Source organism: Hyphomonas sp. CY54-11-8 (assembly GCF_000682735.1).
Classification (GTDB): Bacteria; Pseudomonadota; Alphaproteobacteria; order Caulobacterales; family Hyphomonadaceae; genus Hyphomonas.
In genome coordinates this window covers 1-15,304 of the sequence record NZ_AWFD01000004.1, presented here as the reverse complement: position 1 = coordinate 15,304, position 15,304 = coordinate 1, and the positions used below count along the sequence as shown (strand labels likewise).

Annotated in this window: 15 protein-coding genes and 2 pseudogenes; 12 read left to right on the top strand and 5 right to left on the bottom strand. The window is 61.2% G+C overall.

Features of this window, described 5'->3' with window-relative positions:
* Positions 1–267: 267 nt before the first annotated feature.
* Positions 268–1,110, bottom strand: a complete 843-nt coding sequence (locus HY17_RS05200) for a DNA -binding domain-containing protein (RefSeq protein ID WP_034763753.1) — start codon at positions 1,108–1,110, stop codon at positions 268–270.
* A gap of 327 nt (positions 1,111–1,437) precedes the next feature.
* Between HY17_RS05200 and trbB the strand changes: the two genes are divergently transcribed.
* From trbB to HY17_RS05150, 10 genes and pseudogenes are all read left to right on the top strand, one after another.
* Positions 1,438–2,433 carry a P-type conjugative transfer ATPase TrbB gene (gene trbB / locus HY17_RS05195; RefSeq protein ID WP_034763750.1) on the top strand — a complete coding sequence of 332 codons (996 nt, stop codon included), beginning with the start codon at positions 1,438–1,440 and terminating at the stop codon, positions 2,431–2,433.
* On the top strand, positions 2,430–2,765 hold the full coding sequence (locus HY17_RS05190) for a TrbC/VirB2 family protein (RefSeq protein ID WP_034763748.1): 336 nt from the start codon (positions 2,430–2,432) through the stop codon (positions 2,763–2,765). The genes trbB and HY17_RS05190 overlap by 4 nt, the downstream gene beginning before the upstream one ends.
* Positions 2,765–3,022: a VirB3 family type IV secretion system protein gene (locus HY17_RS05185; protein WP_034763746.1), complete on the top strand. Its 258-nt coding sequence runs from the start codon at positions 2,765–2,767 to the stop codon at positions 3,020–3,022. Before HY17_RS05190 ends, HY17_RS05185 begins: the two co-directional genes overlap by 1 nt.
* Entirely contained in the window at positions 3,016–5,487 is a 2,472-nt protein-coding gene (trbE, locus tag HY17_RS05180; RefSeq protein ID WP_034763743.1) for a conjugal transfer protein TrbE, read from the top strand. Before HY17_RS05185 ends, trbE begins: the two co-directional genes overlap by 7 nt.
* A 9-nt stretch (positions 5,488–5,496) precedes the next feature.
* The gene (trbJ, locus tag HY17_RS05175; protein WP_034763738.1) at positions 5,497–6,195 is read left to right on the top strand and encodes a P-type conjugative transfer protein TrbJ; all 699 of its coding nucleotides are present in this window, start codon (positions 5,497–5,499) and stop codon (positions 6,193–6,195) included.
* 6 nt (positions 6,196–6,201) lie between these two features.
* Positions 6,202–6,636: pseudogene (locus tag HY17_RS19850) on the top strand (type IV secretion system protein); the annotation flags it as partial.
* 32 nt (positions 6,637–6,668) lie between these two features.
* Positions 6,669–6,917, top strand: coding sequence for a TrbI/VirB10 family protein (locus tag HY17_RS19845; RefSeq protein WP_233348647.1), 249 nt, complete (start codon positions 6,669–6,671; stop codon positions 6,915–6,917).
* Positions 6,914–7,150, top strand: coding sequence for a DUF2274 domain-containing protein (locus HY17_RS05160; RefSeq protein ID WP_034763727.1), 237 nt, complete (start codon positions 6,914–6,916; stop codon positions 7,148–7,150). The genes HY17_RS19845 and HY17_RS05160 overlap by 4 nt, the downstream gene beginning before the upstream one ends.
* Positions 7,151–7,154: 4 nt before the next feature.
* Positions 7,155–7,469 carry a DUF736 domain-containing protein gene (locus HY17_RS05155; RefSeq protein ID WP_034763723.1) on the top strand — a complete coding sequence of 105 codons (315 nt, stop codon included), beginning with the start codon at positions 7,155–7,157 and terminating at the stop codon, positions 7,467–7,469.
* Positions 7,470–7,481: 12 nt separating this feature from the next.
* Complete coding sequence (locus HY17_RS05150) at positions 7,482–7,832, top strand: AlpA family transcriptional regulator (RefSeq protein ID WP_081812989.1); 351 nt, start codon at positions 7,482–7,484, stop codon at positions 7,830–7,832.
* Between the two features lie 224 nt (positions 7,833–8,056).
* On the opposite strand, the gene HY17_RS05145 is transcribed toward HY17_RS05150, so the two are convergent.
* From HY17_RS05145 to guaA, 3 genes are all read right to left on the bottom strand, one after another.
* The gene (locus tag HY17_RS05145; protein ID WP_034764008.1) at positions 8,057–9,220 is read right to left on the bottom strand and encodes a hypothetical protein; all 1,164 of its coding nucleotides are present in this window, start codon (positions 9,218–9,220) and stop codon (positions 8,057–8,059) included.
* A gap of 208 nt (positions 9,221–9,428) precedes the next feature.
* Positions 9,429–10,688 carry an integrase arm-type DNA-binding domain-containing protein gene (locus HY17_RS05140; RefSeq protein ID WP_034763719.1) on the bottom strand — a complete coding sequence of 420 codons (1,260 nt, stop codon included), beginning with the start codon at positions 10,686–10,688 and terminating at the stop codon, positions 9,429–9,431.
* A gap of 294 nt (positions 10,689–10,982) precedes the next feature.
* Positions 10,983–12,545 carry a glutamine-hydrolyzing GMP synthase gene (gene guaA, locus HY17_RS05135; protein WP_034763717.1) on the bottom strand — a complete coding sequence of 521 codons (1,563 nt, stop codon included), beginning with the start codon at positions 12,543–12,545 and terminating at the stop codon, positions 10,983–10,985.
* A gap of 100 nt (positions 12,546–12,645) precedes the next feature.
* Between guaA and HY17_RS05130 the strand changes: the two genes are divergently transcribed.
* Positions 12,646–13,710 carry an aspartyl/asparaginyl beta-hydroxylase domain-containing protein gene (locus HY17_RS05130; RefSeq protein ID WP_051599718.1) on the top strand — a complete coding sequence of 355 codons (1,065 nt, stop codon included), beginning with the start codon at positions 12,646–12,648 and terminating at the stop codon, positions 13,708–13,710.
* A gap of 30 nt (positions 13,711–13,740) precedes the next feature.
* The gene (locus HY17_RS19220; RefSeq protein ID WP_051599717.1) at positions 13,741–14,898 is read left to right on the top strand and encodes an aspartyl/asparaginyl beta-hydroxylase domain-containing protein; all 1,158 of its coding nucleotides are present in this window, start codon (positions 13,741–13,743) and stop codon (positions 14,896–14,898) included.
* Between the two features lie 3 nt (positions 14,899–14,901).
* On the opposite strand, the pseudogene HY17_RS05120 reads toward HY17_RS19220, so the two are convergent.
* Positions 14,902–15,304, bottom strand: a pseudogene (locus HY17_RS05120) (MFS transporter); the annotation flags it as partial.

Below are 15,304 nucleotides of genomic sequence, written 5' to 3'. Positions count from 1 at the left end.
GCGCCAGCCAGTGGGAAGCGCGGGCGCGCGGTCAGCCGGCGAGGCCCAGCACCACGTTCTTTAGACGAACAACCGGACCCTCATTGAGCCTCGCCGGGCCGGTCGGCGTAGGATGGCTCCTGCGGCTCCGGGGCGAGCGCCGGGCGAAGGTCGGCGATCACCCCGGACCGCCCCGATGCCTCTCAACGGCCCCTACAGCCGGGCGAACAGCCCCGCGCCAAAGGCGCGGGCAGGCCGCAAAAGACTCCGTGCCGCTGAACGCCCTGATCAGGCGGCGGTCTTCGTGATCCCGAACTGCGACCCGAGGAGTTCGACGAGATAGCCGCCATCGCGCAGCGCTTCGGCTTTCAGGATGAGGTAACGCATGCTGTGTTTCAGCGACGGTCCATTCCAGTCCTCGGCCACGCGGTCCTTGCCAAAGATCACTTCTGCGATTTCGCGGCGATTGAGGCCGGCTTCCAGACAGTCCAGCGCGATGAGGCCATTGCGCAGCATCGCCGTTCGTTTGGTCCAGCGCGGCTCTGTCAGGTCCGGCCCATCGCCGATCAGCGCAAGCGCGGCTTTCTGGGCCTTCACCTTGCGCTCGAAGGCATCAAGATCAGAAATGGTGAGGTTCATCCTCACTGGCTCCATCCCGAGAAGGGAGAGACCTGTGCAGCGCACCTGGACGACGCAGCCCTTGCCGCGGATCAGCAGGAATTCGCGACCGATGGAATCGGTGATGTGGGTGATGTTGCAGATCGGTACGGTGCGCTCCCAGATATCGCAGGTCTGGCCGGGGCGAAGCGAGCTGCAATTGACCTCGACCTGATCGGGATAGGCAAGCCGGGTCCAGACGACATCGGCCTCGAATCCGTTCTTTGCAGGATCGGGCATAAAGGCAAAGCCGAGCCGTTCGGCCATGGTCTGAGGCACGCGGGATTTCAGGAGGCGGATGCTGGCGCAGGGCGCCTGCATCTCGGAAATGTCGTCCGGCGTGCGGCTTTCCGCGTAGCGGCGAACCTTATTGCTGCGACGGGCATATTCCCAGGCCCAGCGATCCTCCGAGAGCCGCCACAAATAATCATACTTTGCGGTGAATGCGTCTGTTTCGAGTGTGAATGTTTTCATGGTTGAACTCCCTTCTTACGAGAATTCCGGCAAGAAGTGTGCCAACGCTTGTTTGGCGCTTCTCTCTGACGACCTCAATTAAGATGTCTGAAAACAGTGTTCTAATTGCTTTGCGTCTAAACAACGACCCTTTTTCGTTTCGCTTGTGACACGAAAAACTGCCGCAAACTCTACAGAAAAGCGCATTTGTCATCCTTTACCGCAATATGCCGGAACGCGCCGCCTTGCGCCGCGTTCGGCCTCCATTTGCCGCCATTCACACTCCCGTAGAATTCATCCGTCTGCGATCCTTGGCTTTGTTGAAATGAACAGTCGGAGCCCTGGGATATGTCCCTTCATGCGCACCATACCGAAACAGAAACCCGGCGCAGCACCATGCTGCGCACGGCCTTCTGCCCGGTGGTGCGTGAGGCGCTGGAAGCGCCGGACACGATCGAGGTGATGGCCAATCCGGACGGCTCGGTCTGGATCGAGAAGGCTGGCGTGGGCGTCATCATTTCGCAGCACACACTTGCCCCTTGCGACCGCGAGCGCGTTATCCGCCTGGTCGCCTCCGGGGTGGAAGAGGCCGCTCACGCCAAGTCCCCGATCGTCTCGGCCGAACTCCCCGGCAGCGGCGAGCGGTTTGAAGGGCTTCTCCCACCTGTCTCGACCAGCCCATGCTTTTCGATCCGCAAGCCCGCGACGACGCCGTTCGAACTCGGCGACTATGTCACCCAGGGCGCCTTGGCTCCGGCGCTGGCACAGGCGCTCAGAGACGCTATCGCCAGCAAGGCCAACATCCTCATCGCGGGCGGCACATCGTCCGGCAAGACGACGTTCACCAATGCCTTGCTGGCAGAACCCTCACTCCAAAACGACCGCATTGTCATCCTGGAAGACACGCGCGAGCTGCGCTGCGCCGCGCCCAATGTGGTGCAGCTGCGCACCCATCGCGGCAGCACCAGCCTGCAGGACCTTGTCCGCTCGACCTTAAGGCTACGACCCGACCGGATCATTGTCGGCGAGGTCCGGGGGCCTGAAGCGCTCGACCTCCTCAAGGCCTGGAACACCGGCCATCCGGGCGGGATCACGACGCTTCATGCCAACTCCGCACACGGCGCGCTAACCCGGCTTGAACAGCTCACCCTGGAAGCCACACCGCGCGCGCCCTTCGACCTCATCGCAGAGGCGATTGACGTGGTCGTGTTCATGAGCCGCGCGGGCGGCCAGCGCCGCGTCGAAGAGGCGCTGCGAGTCACAGGTTTTGACGGCGAGGGGTATCAGACCGCCCCGCTCGTCTCCCGTTCCCTGTCCCTCGTCCAACATGGAGAAACCCAATGACCCTCTACACCCACCTCCAGACCGTAAACCGAACGGTGCAGGTCGCGGCCTGTATCGGCCTCGGCCTGATGATCGCCGGTCCCGCCCATGCGGCAGGCTCCGGCATGCCCTGGGAAGGCCCGCTCGATCAGATCCTGACCTCGATCGAGGGACCGGTCGCGCGCATCGTCGCGGTGATCATCATCACGATTACCGGCCTGACGCTGGCCTTTGGTGAGACCTCGGGCGGCATGCGCAAGCTGATCCAGATCGTGTTCGGGCTTTCGATCGCGTTTGCCGCGACAAGCTTCTTCCTGACCTTCTTCTCGTTCGGCGGCGGAGCGCTCATCTGATGTCTGCCGACGGCTATGAAATCCCGCTCCACCGGTCCCTGACCGAGCCAATCCTGATGGCGGGCGCGCCAAGAACCGCCGCCATCGCCATCGGGACCCTCGCGGCTGCTGTCGGCCTCGGCCTCCAGCTCTGGATACCGGGCCTTGTGCTCTGGGCGGTGGGGCATTCGGCAGCGGTATTCATGGCGCGGTCTGATCCGGATTTCATGGCCGTCGCAGGCCGCTCGACGCGCCACAAGGAGCATCTGACATGCTGAACCTCAGAGAATATGCCGACGCGCCGACGCTTCTGGCCGACTATCTGCCCTGGGCCTGCATCGTGGCGCCGGGCGTTGTCCTCAACAAGGATGGCAGCTTCCAGACGACGTTCCGCTATCGCGGCCCTGACCTCGAAAGTTCGACGGAAGAAGAACTCGTCTCCGTCATGGCGCGGGTCAATAATGTGCTGCGCCGGTTCGGCTCGGGCTGGGCCCTCTTCTTCGAAGCCCAGCGCCATGAAGTGCATGACTATCCGGAGGCGGAGTTTCCCGATGCGCTGACCTGGCTCACCGATCAGGAACGGTCATTACAGGCGGAAGAAGCCGGAACCCGGTTTGAGAGTTCGTATTATCTGACCCTGCTCTGGCTGCCGCCCGCCGATGCCACCGGCCGCGCCGAGAAGGCCCTGATCCAGCGTGTCGAAACGGAAGACGCCGCGACCTGGCGGCATAGGCTTGAGACCTTCCAGCAGCACGCTGACCGCGTCTTTGATCTGTTGGCCACCTGCCTCGCCGAGATTGCGAAGCTCTCTGACGACGAGACGCTGACTTATCTGCACTCGACGATCTCAACCAAGCGCCACCCGGTCGTGACGCCGGAACTGCCGGTCTTCCTCGACGCCATTCTCGCCGATGAGCCCTTCGCGGGCGGGCTCGAACCGATGATTGGTGAGGCGCATTTGCGCACGCTGACCATTCTCGGCTTTCCGGCCACGACCCTGCCGGGCATTCTCGACGAGCTGAACCGTCAAGGCTTTGCCTATCGTTGGGCGACCCGGTTCATCGCGATGGACAAGGCCGAAGCCGAGAAAGTCCTCGGCAAGAAACGCCGCCACTGGTTCGCCAAGCGCAAATCCATCGGCGCGGTGCTGCGTGAGACCATGTTCAATGAGCAGGCGGCGCTCGTCGACAATGACGCTGACAATAAGGCCGCTGACGCCGATGCGGCGCTGCAGGAACTGGGCAGTGATCTCGTTTCCTACGGCTATGTCACGACCACCATCACCGTTGCTGACCCCGACCGCCGCACGGTGGACGAACATATCCGAATTGCCGAGCGCATCGTGAATGGCCGCGGTTTCACCGCGATCAGGGAAACACTGAACGCGGTCGATGCCTGGCTCGGCTCATTGCCCGGTCATCCTTATGCCAATGTCCGCCAGCCCATTCTGCACACGCTGAACCTTGCCCATATGGTGCCGCTCTCGGCCGTCTGGGCGGGCGAAGACACCAATCGTCACCACAACGCCCCGGCGCTCATTCAGGCGCAGACCGATGGCACGACACCGTTCCGCCTGAACCTGCATATTGGCGATGTCGGCCATACGCTGGTCGTCGGCCCGACCGGCGCGGGCAAGTCTGTTCTGCTCTCGCTCTTAGCCCTGCAATGGAAGCGCTATGAGGGGGCGCAGGTCTTCCTGTTCGACAAGGGCCGCTCGGCCCGCGCCGCGACGCTCTGCATGGGCGGTGCACATATCGATCTCGGCGGTGCCCGCGCGCCAAGTCTCCAGCCGCTGAAAGATATCGACACCGAACATGGCGCAAGCTTTGCCGCCGACTGGCTCGCGGGTCTTTGCACCAATGAAGGCGTCGCGATGACGCCGGACCTCAAGGCAAAGCTCTGGGAAGCGATCCAGTCTCTCAGCTCAGCGCCTGAACCCGAACGCACGCTGACAGGCCTCAGCCTGATGCTGCAGGACGACACGCTCAAATCCGCGCTGCATCCGTTCACGCTGGAAGGTCCGCACGGACGGCTCCTCGATGCCGACCATGAAAGCCTCGCGCTCGCCGACACAGTCTGCTTCGAGATGGAAGAGCTGATGCATGCGAAAGGCGCCGTGGCGCCTGTGATCACCTATCTCTTCCACCGGCTGGAAGCGCGGTTTGATGGCAGGCCAACACTGCTCATCCTCGATGAAGCCTGGCTCTTCCTCGATGATCCCATGTTTGCCGCGCGCATCCGTGAATGGCTGAAGACCCTTCGCAAGAAGAACGTGTCCGTCGTGTTCGCGACGCAAAGCCTTGCCGACATTGCGAACAGCACCATCGCGCCAGCCCTCGTCGAATCCTGCCCCACGCGCATCTTCCTGCCGAACGAGCGCGCGCAGGAACCACAATCCCGCGAGACCTATCAGCGGTTCGGCCTCAACGCGCGCCAGATCGAACTGATCAGCAGGGCCACACCGAAGCGCGACTATTACTACCAGTCGCCCCTCGGGGCCCGTGTCTTCGATCTTGGCCTCGGGCCGATTGCATTGTCCGTCTGCGGCGCGTCATCGCCCGAAGACCAGGCCCGCATGGATCGCATCTGGGCCGAGACGGAAGGCGACGGCTTTTCCGCCTGCTGGCTGATCGAAAAGGGCCTGCCCTGGGCAGCCGAGCTTCTCACCCGCTGGCCCGGCCATGCGCCGGAGCCTGAGGCGCACGCGCCCTTCAATCCCTCCCACATCCTCGCCGCCGAATAGGAGCCCCCGATGAAACGCATACTTGCCTCCGCTTTGATCTGCGCCGCGCCGCTCTCCATCCTCATCGCGCCGCCCGCTTCGGCCCAATGGACGGTGTATGACCCGGCCAATCACATCCAGAACATCTACCAGGCCATCCGCTCGCTTCAGGAGGTCAACCAGCAGATCCAGCAGCTCACCCATGAAATCGAAATGCTGGAAAACATGGCGCGCGATCTGGAAGCACTGCCGGATTCTATCGCTGACGACATCCTGCGCCGTATGCGCCGCATCGAGGAGCTGATGCGCGAGGCCGAAGGCATCGGCTACCGCGTCGAGGAAATCGAGCGCGAGTATGAAGAGGTGTACCCGGAAGACTATGGCGCCGAGCCGCCGCGTCAGGCCGTGCTCGTCGAAGAGGCCCGCGCCCGCTGGCGGCAATCGCGCACAGCTTACAGGGACAGCCTGACCGTCACGGCGCAGGTCGTCTCCACAGCGCGGGCTGACAGTGACAGCCTCGACCGGCTGATCGCGGACAGCCAGTCCGCCGTCGGCAATCTCCAGGTCGCCCAGGCCGGCAACCAGATCGAAGCCCTGCAGACCGAGCAGCTCATGCAAATGGAAGCCATGATGGCGGCCCATTACCGCGCCGAGGCGCTGGAGCGGGCGCGCCAACTCGCCGAAGCCGAACGTGGTCGCGCACGCACCCGGGCCTTCCTCGGAGAATAGCGCGCCATGGACGTGATCGACACCTTCCTTGCGACCTTCATAGCTTACATTGACAGCGGGTTCGGCCTGCTGGCGGGCGATGTCGCTTATTTGTCGACCACGCTCATCGCCATCGACATCACGCTGGCGGGCCTGTTCTGGGCGCTAAGCCAGAACACGGACGTCATCGCCGGGCTCCTGAAGAAGGTGCTCTATGTCGGCTTCTTCGCCTTCATCATCGGCAACTTCTCTCTCCTCGCCGGTATCGTCTTTGACAGTTTCGCCGAGCTTGGCGTGACCGCTGGCGGCGGGACGATGACTGCCGATGATCTCCTGCGCCCCGGCTTCATTGCCAGTGTCGGTCTCGATGCCGGTCAGCCGCTGCTCGAAGAGATCAGCGACATGCTGGGGCCGATTTCGTTTTTTCATAACTTCATCATGATCGCGGTCATGTTCGTGGCCTGTCCGACCGCACCGATCACCACTGGGACCGCGTGTTCCTCGCGGCAGGCCTCGCGACCATTCTCGGCGTCGGCGCCGAACTTGGCGCAGACGGAGACGGCGACCTGGAACGCGCCATCCGCCGCGGCACGACCGACACCGTCAACCAGGCCGGTCAACGCGTCGTCGAGCGCAATCTTGGCATCCAGCCAACCATCCGCGTGCGCCCCGGCTGGCCGGTGCGCGTGGTCGTCACCCGCGATCTCATTCTCAGACCCCATCCCCAAGGAGCCACACGATGACCCTTCGTCTCGGACAATTACCCGACCGCACCCCGGTGCGCATGAGCCTCTCGGTCGATCCCGAGCTCGCCAGCGCGCTCAGCGACTATGCCGAAATCTACCGCCAGACCTACGGCGCGGAGGAAAAGCCCGAAGCGCTGATCCCGGCCATGATCGAGAGCTTCCTGGCGTCCGACGCCGGGTTCAAGCGGGCGCGACGCGCCCTTCATTCAACCGCCAGCACGGAGACCTAAACCCATGGCACAGATCGGAACATTCACCCTGAAGGAAGGCAGCTATACCGGCACCATCCGCACCATGACCATCAATGTCAAAGCCCAGCTTGTTCCCAACAGTGACAAGGCCTCAGACGGTGCCCCCGACTTCCGCCTCTATGCCGGCGGGGCCGAACTCGGCGCTGCCTGGCGTCAGGAAAGCAAGGATGGCGAAACGCCCTACCTCGCCGTCAAACTCGACGACCCGAGCTTTGCCAGCCCCATGCGCGCGGCCTTCTTCGAGAACGAGAAAGACGGCACCGGCGTGATGGTGTGGAACCGGGCGAAGACGGTGTAATCGGAGTGCGTCATGTTGCATCGCGTAAAGGAGGGCGGGCGCACAGGGCTTAGGGATTTCGCGCGGGACCTGAACCCGCCGCCAAAGGCCCCTGCTCCGGTCACTTCAACCGATCCTGAACGGATCACGCCCGCCGACATCTTCAGGCGCCGAACCGTCAGGCGGCCGGAGCTTCGCAAGCTTGTGCCGCTCTCCGATACGACGATCTACGAACTCGAACAGAAGGGCGAATTTCCGCAGCGGTTCTACCTGACACCCCGATGCGTCGTCTGGCCCCTCGCCGAAGTGCTGGAGTGGATCGACGCCCAAAGGCGCAAGGGTCGCGAAGGCTGCGGACCGCATCCGGATTATCGAATGCGGTGAACTGTCTCAAATATCCCTCATTGCGGACAATGCTGCGTTTCGTAGGCAGCGCGCCCGTTAGCAGACATCCAATCGTTAAGTCGTATTGACTGCGACACCGCCAAAGCATCTTCCGAGCCGCCCACCGCAGGATGAGTTGAACAAGCAGCTGACGAAGGCACAGTGCATCGCTTGGCCCCGTCTTGGACTAGAGGCCGCGAAAGATCAGCCACCGCCTCTTGCAGCTACGGGGTGAGGAGCTCCTGCAACCCGCGATAAGCCGCCGCAAGCTGCTTCACCAGCGCGTCGTAGACATCAAAGAACGGCGCGGCGGCCGGGAGACCAAGGCGGCTCGTGATATCGTCCATCTTGTCCGACGCCGTCCCCGTAGATGTGAGATGCAGGTTTGCCACCCGGAGATCGTAGGTCACGAAGAGCGGCAGCATGAGATTCGAAATTGCGGAACTGCCGGGAAGCGTTTCAAGTAGTGTCTGCAGGCGCTTCAGGCCGCCAAGGCCTTTGGGATCGCCTCCGGCCGCGCTCAGCAACTTCCCGATGGCCTGTGTATCCAGAGATTCGACGTGGATCTTGTTGAGCGCGTCCGCCGCATGCTGTTGGTTCTTCACGCTGTCTGTGAGCGGCCTCGCAAAGTCGAGGGCGATCGCCACCACTTCGGCTTCAAGGTGGGCGAGCGTCGCTCCAAAATGCATCCTGGCAGCTTCGAGGAAGTCCGTCCTTGCCGCGAGTAGGTCGTTTTCCGGTGTTGGATCGGAAAATATGCAGTCGATCTGTCCATCGTAGAATTCGCTGCCGATGGAGTGATCCGATTCCACGTTTTCAGACAGCAGGTAATACTGTTCCGGCACGGGCAATGTCGCGATGTCGCCGAGCCACATCACGACGCGGCCATTTCGGTTGATGCCAAAGCTTATCTGGTTGTCTTCGTCCGTGGTGATCGTGCCGTACGTCCGAGACGCAAACGTCAGGCGATAGCCCGACGCCGTGTCGTATTTCAGCAAGACCCCTCTCTTGAAGAACACAAGTGTGAGAAAACCGTCCCCCTGCCCGCGAAGGCCAGGCAGGTATTCGTAGTCGTCCGCATCATACTGGAACGGCACGTCCGTGAAGGGGTAGCGGTCTTCAAGCTTCCTACGCGTTACGGTGACACCGGCGGATACCTTGGACACGCACTGCTCGTGCAGCCGGATGATCGAGATGCGCGATCGGTCCGGAAGATAGTCCTTCTCGCACGTAGAACACCGAAGTACGGGCAGCCCTTTGATGGCTATCCGCGCCCCTGACACAGTTTCGTCGAAGTCAGCATAAGCGAGATCGAGCCAACCGTCGCAGTCAGAGCACCTCAAGCGCTGCACGTGACCAGGCGGCGGGAAAATGTCTTTGATGTCCACGGTGCCCCCCATAGTTACACCTTCCTACTTAGACCGATGTGTTGCAACATGGGATTGTCCACGACATTCATCCAATCTGACCTGGGATCCACGATTGGCCGTTTGGCGCCATCAGCGCTGCTTCGCGCCGCAATCGCAAACGTCAGCTTTGGCCTACGCTTCATGCCGGTCGTAAAGACTCCTTCTGCGCCCGAACCGGAAGTGACGATCACCCCACCCTCGGATCAGCGGCGTAGACCGCCATGCTCTCCGGGATGATGTTCGGCTTGCGGCTTTCACCCGCAGCCCAGGCATCGATCATGTCGGCCCATTCCTGCATCATGTGGCGGCGCTGGTCTGCATATTCGGCCTTGTTGTAGACCCCACGCGAAGAGCGCCGGTCTTCGTGCGCGAGGCTTTTTTCGATCCAGTCGCGATTGAAACCAAGCTCATTCAGGAGCGTCGAGCCCGTGCGCCGCAGGTCGTGGACGGTGAAAGGCTCCAGCGGAAGCTCCATCTCGCTTGCCAGCTTGTGGGCGCTGTCGGTGATCCGGTTGAAGGTCGCATTCGATATCGGGCGAAACGTGTCATAGCGCGACGGGAAGACGTATTTCGATCCGCCTGCGCAGGTTTTAAGCGCCACCAGAATATCGAGCGCCTGGTTCGACAGATAGACATTGTGGTCGAGGCCGGTCTTCATCCGCTTCTTCGGGATGGTCCAGACCGCATCCTGGAAACTGACTTCATCCCATGTCGCATGGGCGACCTCGGTCTTGCGCTTCATCGTCAGCAGGATGAATTTCACGCCGAGCTTCAGCGTCGGATTGGCGGTGATCTCTTCGAGCACGCGATAGAGGACCCGGATCTCCAGCGGCGTGAGCGAGCGGTCGCGGGGCCGGACACGCGCGATCGACCGGGGATCGACCTCCTCGGCGGGATTCTCGACACGGATGCCGTGCAAATTGGCGAAGGCGTAGATGAGCTTGATGAACTCGCGGGCGTGCAGCGCCGTTGAAGGCGCGCCCCGCTTCTTGATCTTGTCGCAGAGCTGACGGACGTCCTCGCTCGTCACTTCGCGCAAGGTGTAATTGCCCAGCGCCGGGATCAGGTCACGATCGACAATGTGACGACGCATGTCGCGGGTCGAGTCCGACATCTCGCTCTCAGCGAGCCAGCGCTGAGCAAGCTCCCCGAACGTCCCTTCGGATTTCGCTTTGGCCTTGGCCCGCTTCTTTTCCTTGGCGGGTGAGACACCCTCATCCACGAGCTTCTTCGCATCGATCAGCTTCTCGCGCGCAGCCGCCAGCGTGATCCCGTACTTGCCATAACGCCCGATGGTCAGCGTCTCCCGGCGCCCGTTCACACGGTAATCGTAGCGGAAGGTCTTGGTGCCCGTCGGCGCGACGGACACATAGAGACCGTCCCGGTCTGCGACCTTGTAGGGTTTATCCTTTGATTTCAAAGACTTGATTGCAATATCGGTCAGCATGTTGCGCCTCCTTCCCACCAATTTTACCGTCAGGCCGAAATGGCCAATTTTCCACAACAAAAAACTTATTTTTCAATGCGTTATGCCGAAAAAATACCGTCAGGCCGCCAAAATGGGCTGACGGTATTTTGACTTTAGGCAGGAAGAGGCAATTTGTATACCGTCAGGCGATACCGTCAGAATGTTCCGTTGGCCCGCGATAGAAGGCGATAGACACCGAACGAAAATCGGTATCAAGCTATTGTATTTGTTGAATTTATTGATCGTTCGCGATAGTCCGCGAGAGACGCGGAATCATTCCCACTCGATTGTACCGGGCGGCTTCGACGTCACATCGTAGACGACGCGATTGACGCCCTTCACTTCATTGATGATCCGGGTCGCGACGCGGCCGAGGAATTCATGCTCGAAGGGATAATAGTCCGCAGTCATACCATCTGTGGATGTCACAGCCCGCAGCGCGAGGACGGCTTCATAGGTGCGCTCATCGCCCATCACGCCGACCGTGTTTACAGGCAGCAGGACGCTGAAAGCCTGCCAGATCTCATTGTAGAGACCCGCCTTGCGGATCTCTTCGATATAGATCGCATCGGCCTTGCGCAGCGTGTCGGCCTTCTCGCGTGTGATTGCACCCGGAATACGGATCGCAAGGCCCGGGCCCGGAAACGGATGACGGTCGACAAAGGCATCGGTCAGGCCAAGCTCCCGGCCAAGCGCGCGGACCTCATCCTTGAACAATTCGCGAAGCGGTTCGACCAGCTTCATGTTCATGCGTTCCGGCAGGCCGCCAACATTGTGGTGGCTCTTGATCGTGACGGACGGTCCACCGAGCGCAGAAACGCTCTCGATCACGTCCGGATAAAGCGTTCCCTGAGCAAGGAAATCCGCGCCGCCGATCTTCTTCGCTTCGTCTTCGAAAACGTCGATGAACAGGCCGCCGATGATTTTCCGTTTGCGCTCCGGATCCGTCACACCTTCGAGCTTGCCGAGGAAGAGGTCCGACGCATCCACATGGACCAGCGGAATATTGTAGTGTTCGCGGAACAGGTTCACGACCTGATCGCTTTCGCCCGCGCGCATCAGCCCGTGATCGACATAGACGCAAGTCAGCTGGTCGCCGATCGCTTCGTGGATGAGAACAGCGGCAACCGAGGAGTCGACCCCGCCAGACAGGCCGCAGATCACGCGCCCCTCACCGACCTGATCACGGATCTTCTGGACTGCTTCAGCGCGGTATGCAGCCATCGTCCAATCGCCCTTCAGACCGGCGACACCATGCGTGAAATTGCGAAGCAGCTGGCGGCCATGGGTCGTGTGAACGACTTCCGGATGGAACTGCGTGCCATAGAAGCGCCGCTCCGGGTCCGCGATGATTGCGTAAGGTGCGCCAGGGGATTTCGCGATTACGCCGAAGCCGGACGCCATGTCGGCAACATGGTCGCCATGGCTCATCCAGACCTGCTCGTGGTCACCGGCGTGGAAAAGGCCTTCAAGGATCGGGTCATCGACGACCTTTTCGATGAACGCCCGACCGAATTCGCGGCTGGTACCACTTTCGACCTTGCCGCCCAGCTGTTCCATCATCACCTGCTGGCCATAGCAGATTCCAAGTACCGGAACGCCGAGGCTGAAGACGGCATCGTCCGCCCTTGGGCTGCCTTCCCAGGTGACGCTGGACGGGCCGCCTGAGAGGATGATGGCCTTCGGGGCATAATCTGCCAGAAACGCAGCATCAACTTTGTTGAAGGGGTGTATTTCGCAGTAGACGCCGCTCTCGCGAAGACGCCGGGCGATCAGCTGAGTCACCTGGCTTCCAAAGTCGACGATAAGGGCGCGTTCGTGTCTCTGGTCAGTCATGGCGCCGCTTAGCCGAGGATGAGAGATTCGTCCACATCAAGATGCGGCTGCGGCGCTACTGGCGCTTGACCCTGCTGACGGACCGGCATTTCCTGCCGGAATGACAACCACCCTCCCCCTGGAAAGCCGCAAACAGGCTGCGTTTGAGCATGCCCGCGCTGGCCGATTTGGCGAGGCAGCCGAGTTGCTGCTCTCTGTTCTCAAGGAAGTGCCGCAGGACATTGGAGCATTGTTGCTGCTCGGAGACGTCCAGCACGCCGGCGGACGTACTCAGGATGCGAGCCGCGCCTATTCTGGCGCCCTGCAAGCGATCCAGCTTGCCGGCGGACAAGTGGCGCCAGGGATCCGGCAAGGTGTCCAACGGGCGCAAGCCCGTCTCGCAGAATATGCGCAAGGCTATGAAGCCTTTATCGAAGGCGAGCTGCCGAAGGCAAGGCGGAGCAAACGGTTCGACCAATCGGTCGATATTCTCCTCGGCAAATCCGGTATCTATCTCCAGCAGCCAACGAAATACTATTTTCCCGGCCTGCCTCAGATCCAGTTCTACGACACCGCCGAATTCAATTGGGTCGCCGGCCTCGAAGCGAAGACGGCCGACATCAAACGCGAACTGATGGGCGTTCTGGAGGATCATGCGGCCTTCCGGCCCTATCTGGAGCGTCATGACAGCCAACCGAACGTGAAGAGCCACAAGCTTGTCGGCAATGATGATTGGAGCGCCTTTTACCTCTGGAAGGACGGCGAGCGCGTGGAGGAAAATTGCGAACGGTGCCCAGTCACCGCCGCCGCTTTTGAGAACATTCCACTCGACCGCCTGCCCGGACAGGCGCCGTCGGTCCTGTTTTCCCTGCTCAAACCTGGCGCACATATTCCACCGCATCACGGACTGATCAACACCCGCCTGATCTGTCACCTCCCGGTCCTGGTGCCCGGCCCCGCCTGGCTTCGTGTCGGATGCGAAACTCATTATTGGCAGGAAGGTAAAGTGTGCATCTTTGACGATAGCATCGAACACGAAGCGAAGAATGATGGGAACGAAATCCGGGTAGTCCTCCTGTTCGATATCTGGCGTCCGGAACTGTCTGAGCAAGAGCGTACCGAAATCGCGAAATTCCTCGGCGCGATTTCCACTTTCTCCGGAGAGAAAGTCGTCACCGGGAATTGACCGGACAAGGCCTGCGAAAGGACGACTTCCATGGACAGCAATCTTCAGAAGGCGCGCCAGATTGCCGGTCAGGGCATGCAGGCGCTCAATGCGCGCAATGGCCAGGCAGCCGAGGCGGCCTTTCATCAAGCAATAGAACTTGGCTGGCCAGGCGCCGATATCTGGATTGTGCTGTCTCATGCGCGATCGCTGAACAAGGACATGGCCGGATCCGAACAGGCACTTGCAGAAGCGATCCGCCGCGAACCGGAAAATCCGCGTGCGCTGCTTTACATGGGCATGTTCCTGGACTCCTGCGGCCAGTCTCTTCGCGCGCGATCCTTCTTTGAACAGGCCGTTCCGCTAGCAGAAGCGATTGGGAACAAGTCACCGGAAATTGCCGACCTCCTCGTCCGGGCCCGGCAGGCCTTGTCCCGCCCGGTTCAGAACGTTCGCCATCCGGTCGATGATTTCATCGATGTTCATAAGCTCGGCAGCGAGCCCGAGGACGAGCTCCTGATCGAATCTCTCCAGATCCTCGCCGAACGGAAGCGGCCATATTATTCCCAGCCGTCGCGGTTTCTGTATGCCGGCCTGCCGAACCGGCAATTTTTCCACCGCGATGAATTCCCGTGGACTGCCGCATTGGAAGCGGAAACCGACACCATCCGGGCAGAACTTGAAGCTGTGCTGGCGGAGGCCCGTCAGGCGGCAAGATTCTCTCCCTATGTCGAAGACCGGAACCAGAAAGGCGCGCCGGGAGATTCCCCACTGCTCAACAGCACAGACTGGAGTGCGTTCTACCTCGTCAAACAGGGCGAGCGAATCGCGGAGAACATTGCGGCGTGCCCGAAGACAATGGCGGCGATCGACGCGATTGGGGCCGATGCCTTTCCGTCGCCACGCCCGTCAGTCTTGTTTTCGCAGCTCAAACCGGGAACTCGGATTCCGCCGCATGTTGGCATGTTCAATACCCGGCTTGTCTGTCACTTGCCGCTGATCATTCCAGAGAAATGCGGCTTTCGCGTTGGCAACGACACGCGCGAATGGAAGCCCGGCAAGATGTTCATCTTCGACGACTCCATCAATCACGAAGCCTGGAACGAGAGTGCCGAGTCGCGCTTCGTTCTGATCTTCGAGATCTGGCGACCGGAACTTTCCGCCCGTCAGCGCGTCCTGCTGACGAAACTGTTCGCGCCGGGGTTCTGAGCCCTAGCCAGACTTCCTGAGCACCGAAAAGAAAAAACCGTCCGTTTCCGCCCGGCGCGGGGTCAGGCGGACCGATCCTGACGGGCCGCGGTAGTTGCGGACCATGGCGGCGCCTTCATCGGTCAGCAGGCCCGAGGCGATCGCCATTTCAGCGGCGTCTTCCTCGGTAAAGTCCTGATGGCCGGAGAGGAACTCTGCCACACGGTCTTCATCCTCTTCCATCAGGAAGCTGCAGGTCGCGTAGACCAGTCGTCCACCCGGCTTCACGAATTCGCTGGCATTGGCGAGAATGTCGGTCTGTTCCTGCTGGCGTTTGGCCAGCTGGCCAGGTTTCAGGCGCCACTTGGCATCGGGCCGGCGGCGCCAGGTTCCGGTGCCCGTGCAGGGCGCGTCGACGAAGACGAGG

Excerpts from the sequence above, each read along its gene's own strand:
- HY17_RS05200 (WP_034763753.1), bottom strand. The coding sequence starts at position 1,110 with ATGAAAACATTCACACTCGAAACAGACGCATTCACCGCAAAGTATGAT.
- trbB (WP_034763750.1), top strand. The coding sequence starts at position 1,438 with ATGTCCCTTCATGCGCACCATACCGAAACAGAAACCCGGCGCAGCACC.
- HY17_RS05190 (WP_034763748.1), top strand. The coding sequence starts at position 2,430 with ATGACCCTCTACACCCACCTCCAGACCGTAAACCGAACGGTGCAGGTC.
- HY17_RS05185 (WP_034763746.1), top strand. The coding sequence starts at position 2,765 with ATGTCTGCCGACGGCTATGAAATCCCGCTCCACCGGTCCCTGACCGAG.
- trbE (WP_034763743.1), top strand. The coding sequence starts at position 3,016 with ATGCTGAACCTCAGAGAATATGCCGACGCGCCGACGCTTCTGGCCGAC.
- trbJ (WP_034763738.1), top strand. The coding sequence starts at position 5,497 with ATGAAACGCATACTTGCCTCCGCTTTGATCTGCGCCGCGCCGCTCTCC.
- HY17_RS05160 (WP_034763727.1), top strand. The coding sequence starts at position 6,914 with ATGACCCTTCGTCTCGGACAATTACCCGACCGCACCCCGGTGCGCATG.
- HY17_RS05155 (WP_034763723.1), top strand. The coding sequence starts at position 7,155 with ATGGCACAGATCGGAACATTCACCCTGAAGGAAGGCAGCTATACCGGC.
- HY17_RS05150 (WP_081812989.1), top strand. The coding sequence starts at position 7,482 with ATGTTGCATCGCGTAAAGGAGGGCGGGCGCACAGGGCTTAGGGATTTC.
- HY17_RS05140 (WP_034763719.1), bottom strand. The coding sequence starts at position 10,688 with ATGCTGACCGATATTGCAATCAAGTCTTTGAAATCAAAGGATAAACCC.
- guaA (WP_034763717.1), bottom strand. The coding sequence starts at position 12,545 with ATGACTGACCAGAGACACGAACGCGCCCTTATCGTCGACTTTGGAAGC.
- HY17_RS05130 (WP_051599718.1), top strand. The coding sequence starts at position 12,646 with ATGACAACCACCCTCCCCCTGGAAAGCCGCAAACAGGCTGCGTTTGAG.
- HY17_RS19220 (WP_051599717.1), top strand. The coding sequence starts at position 13,741 with ATGGACAGCAATCTTCAGAAGGCGCGCCAGATTGCCGGTCAGGGCATG.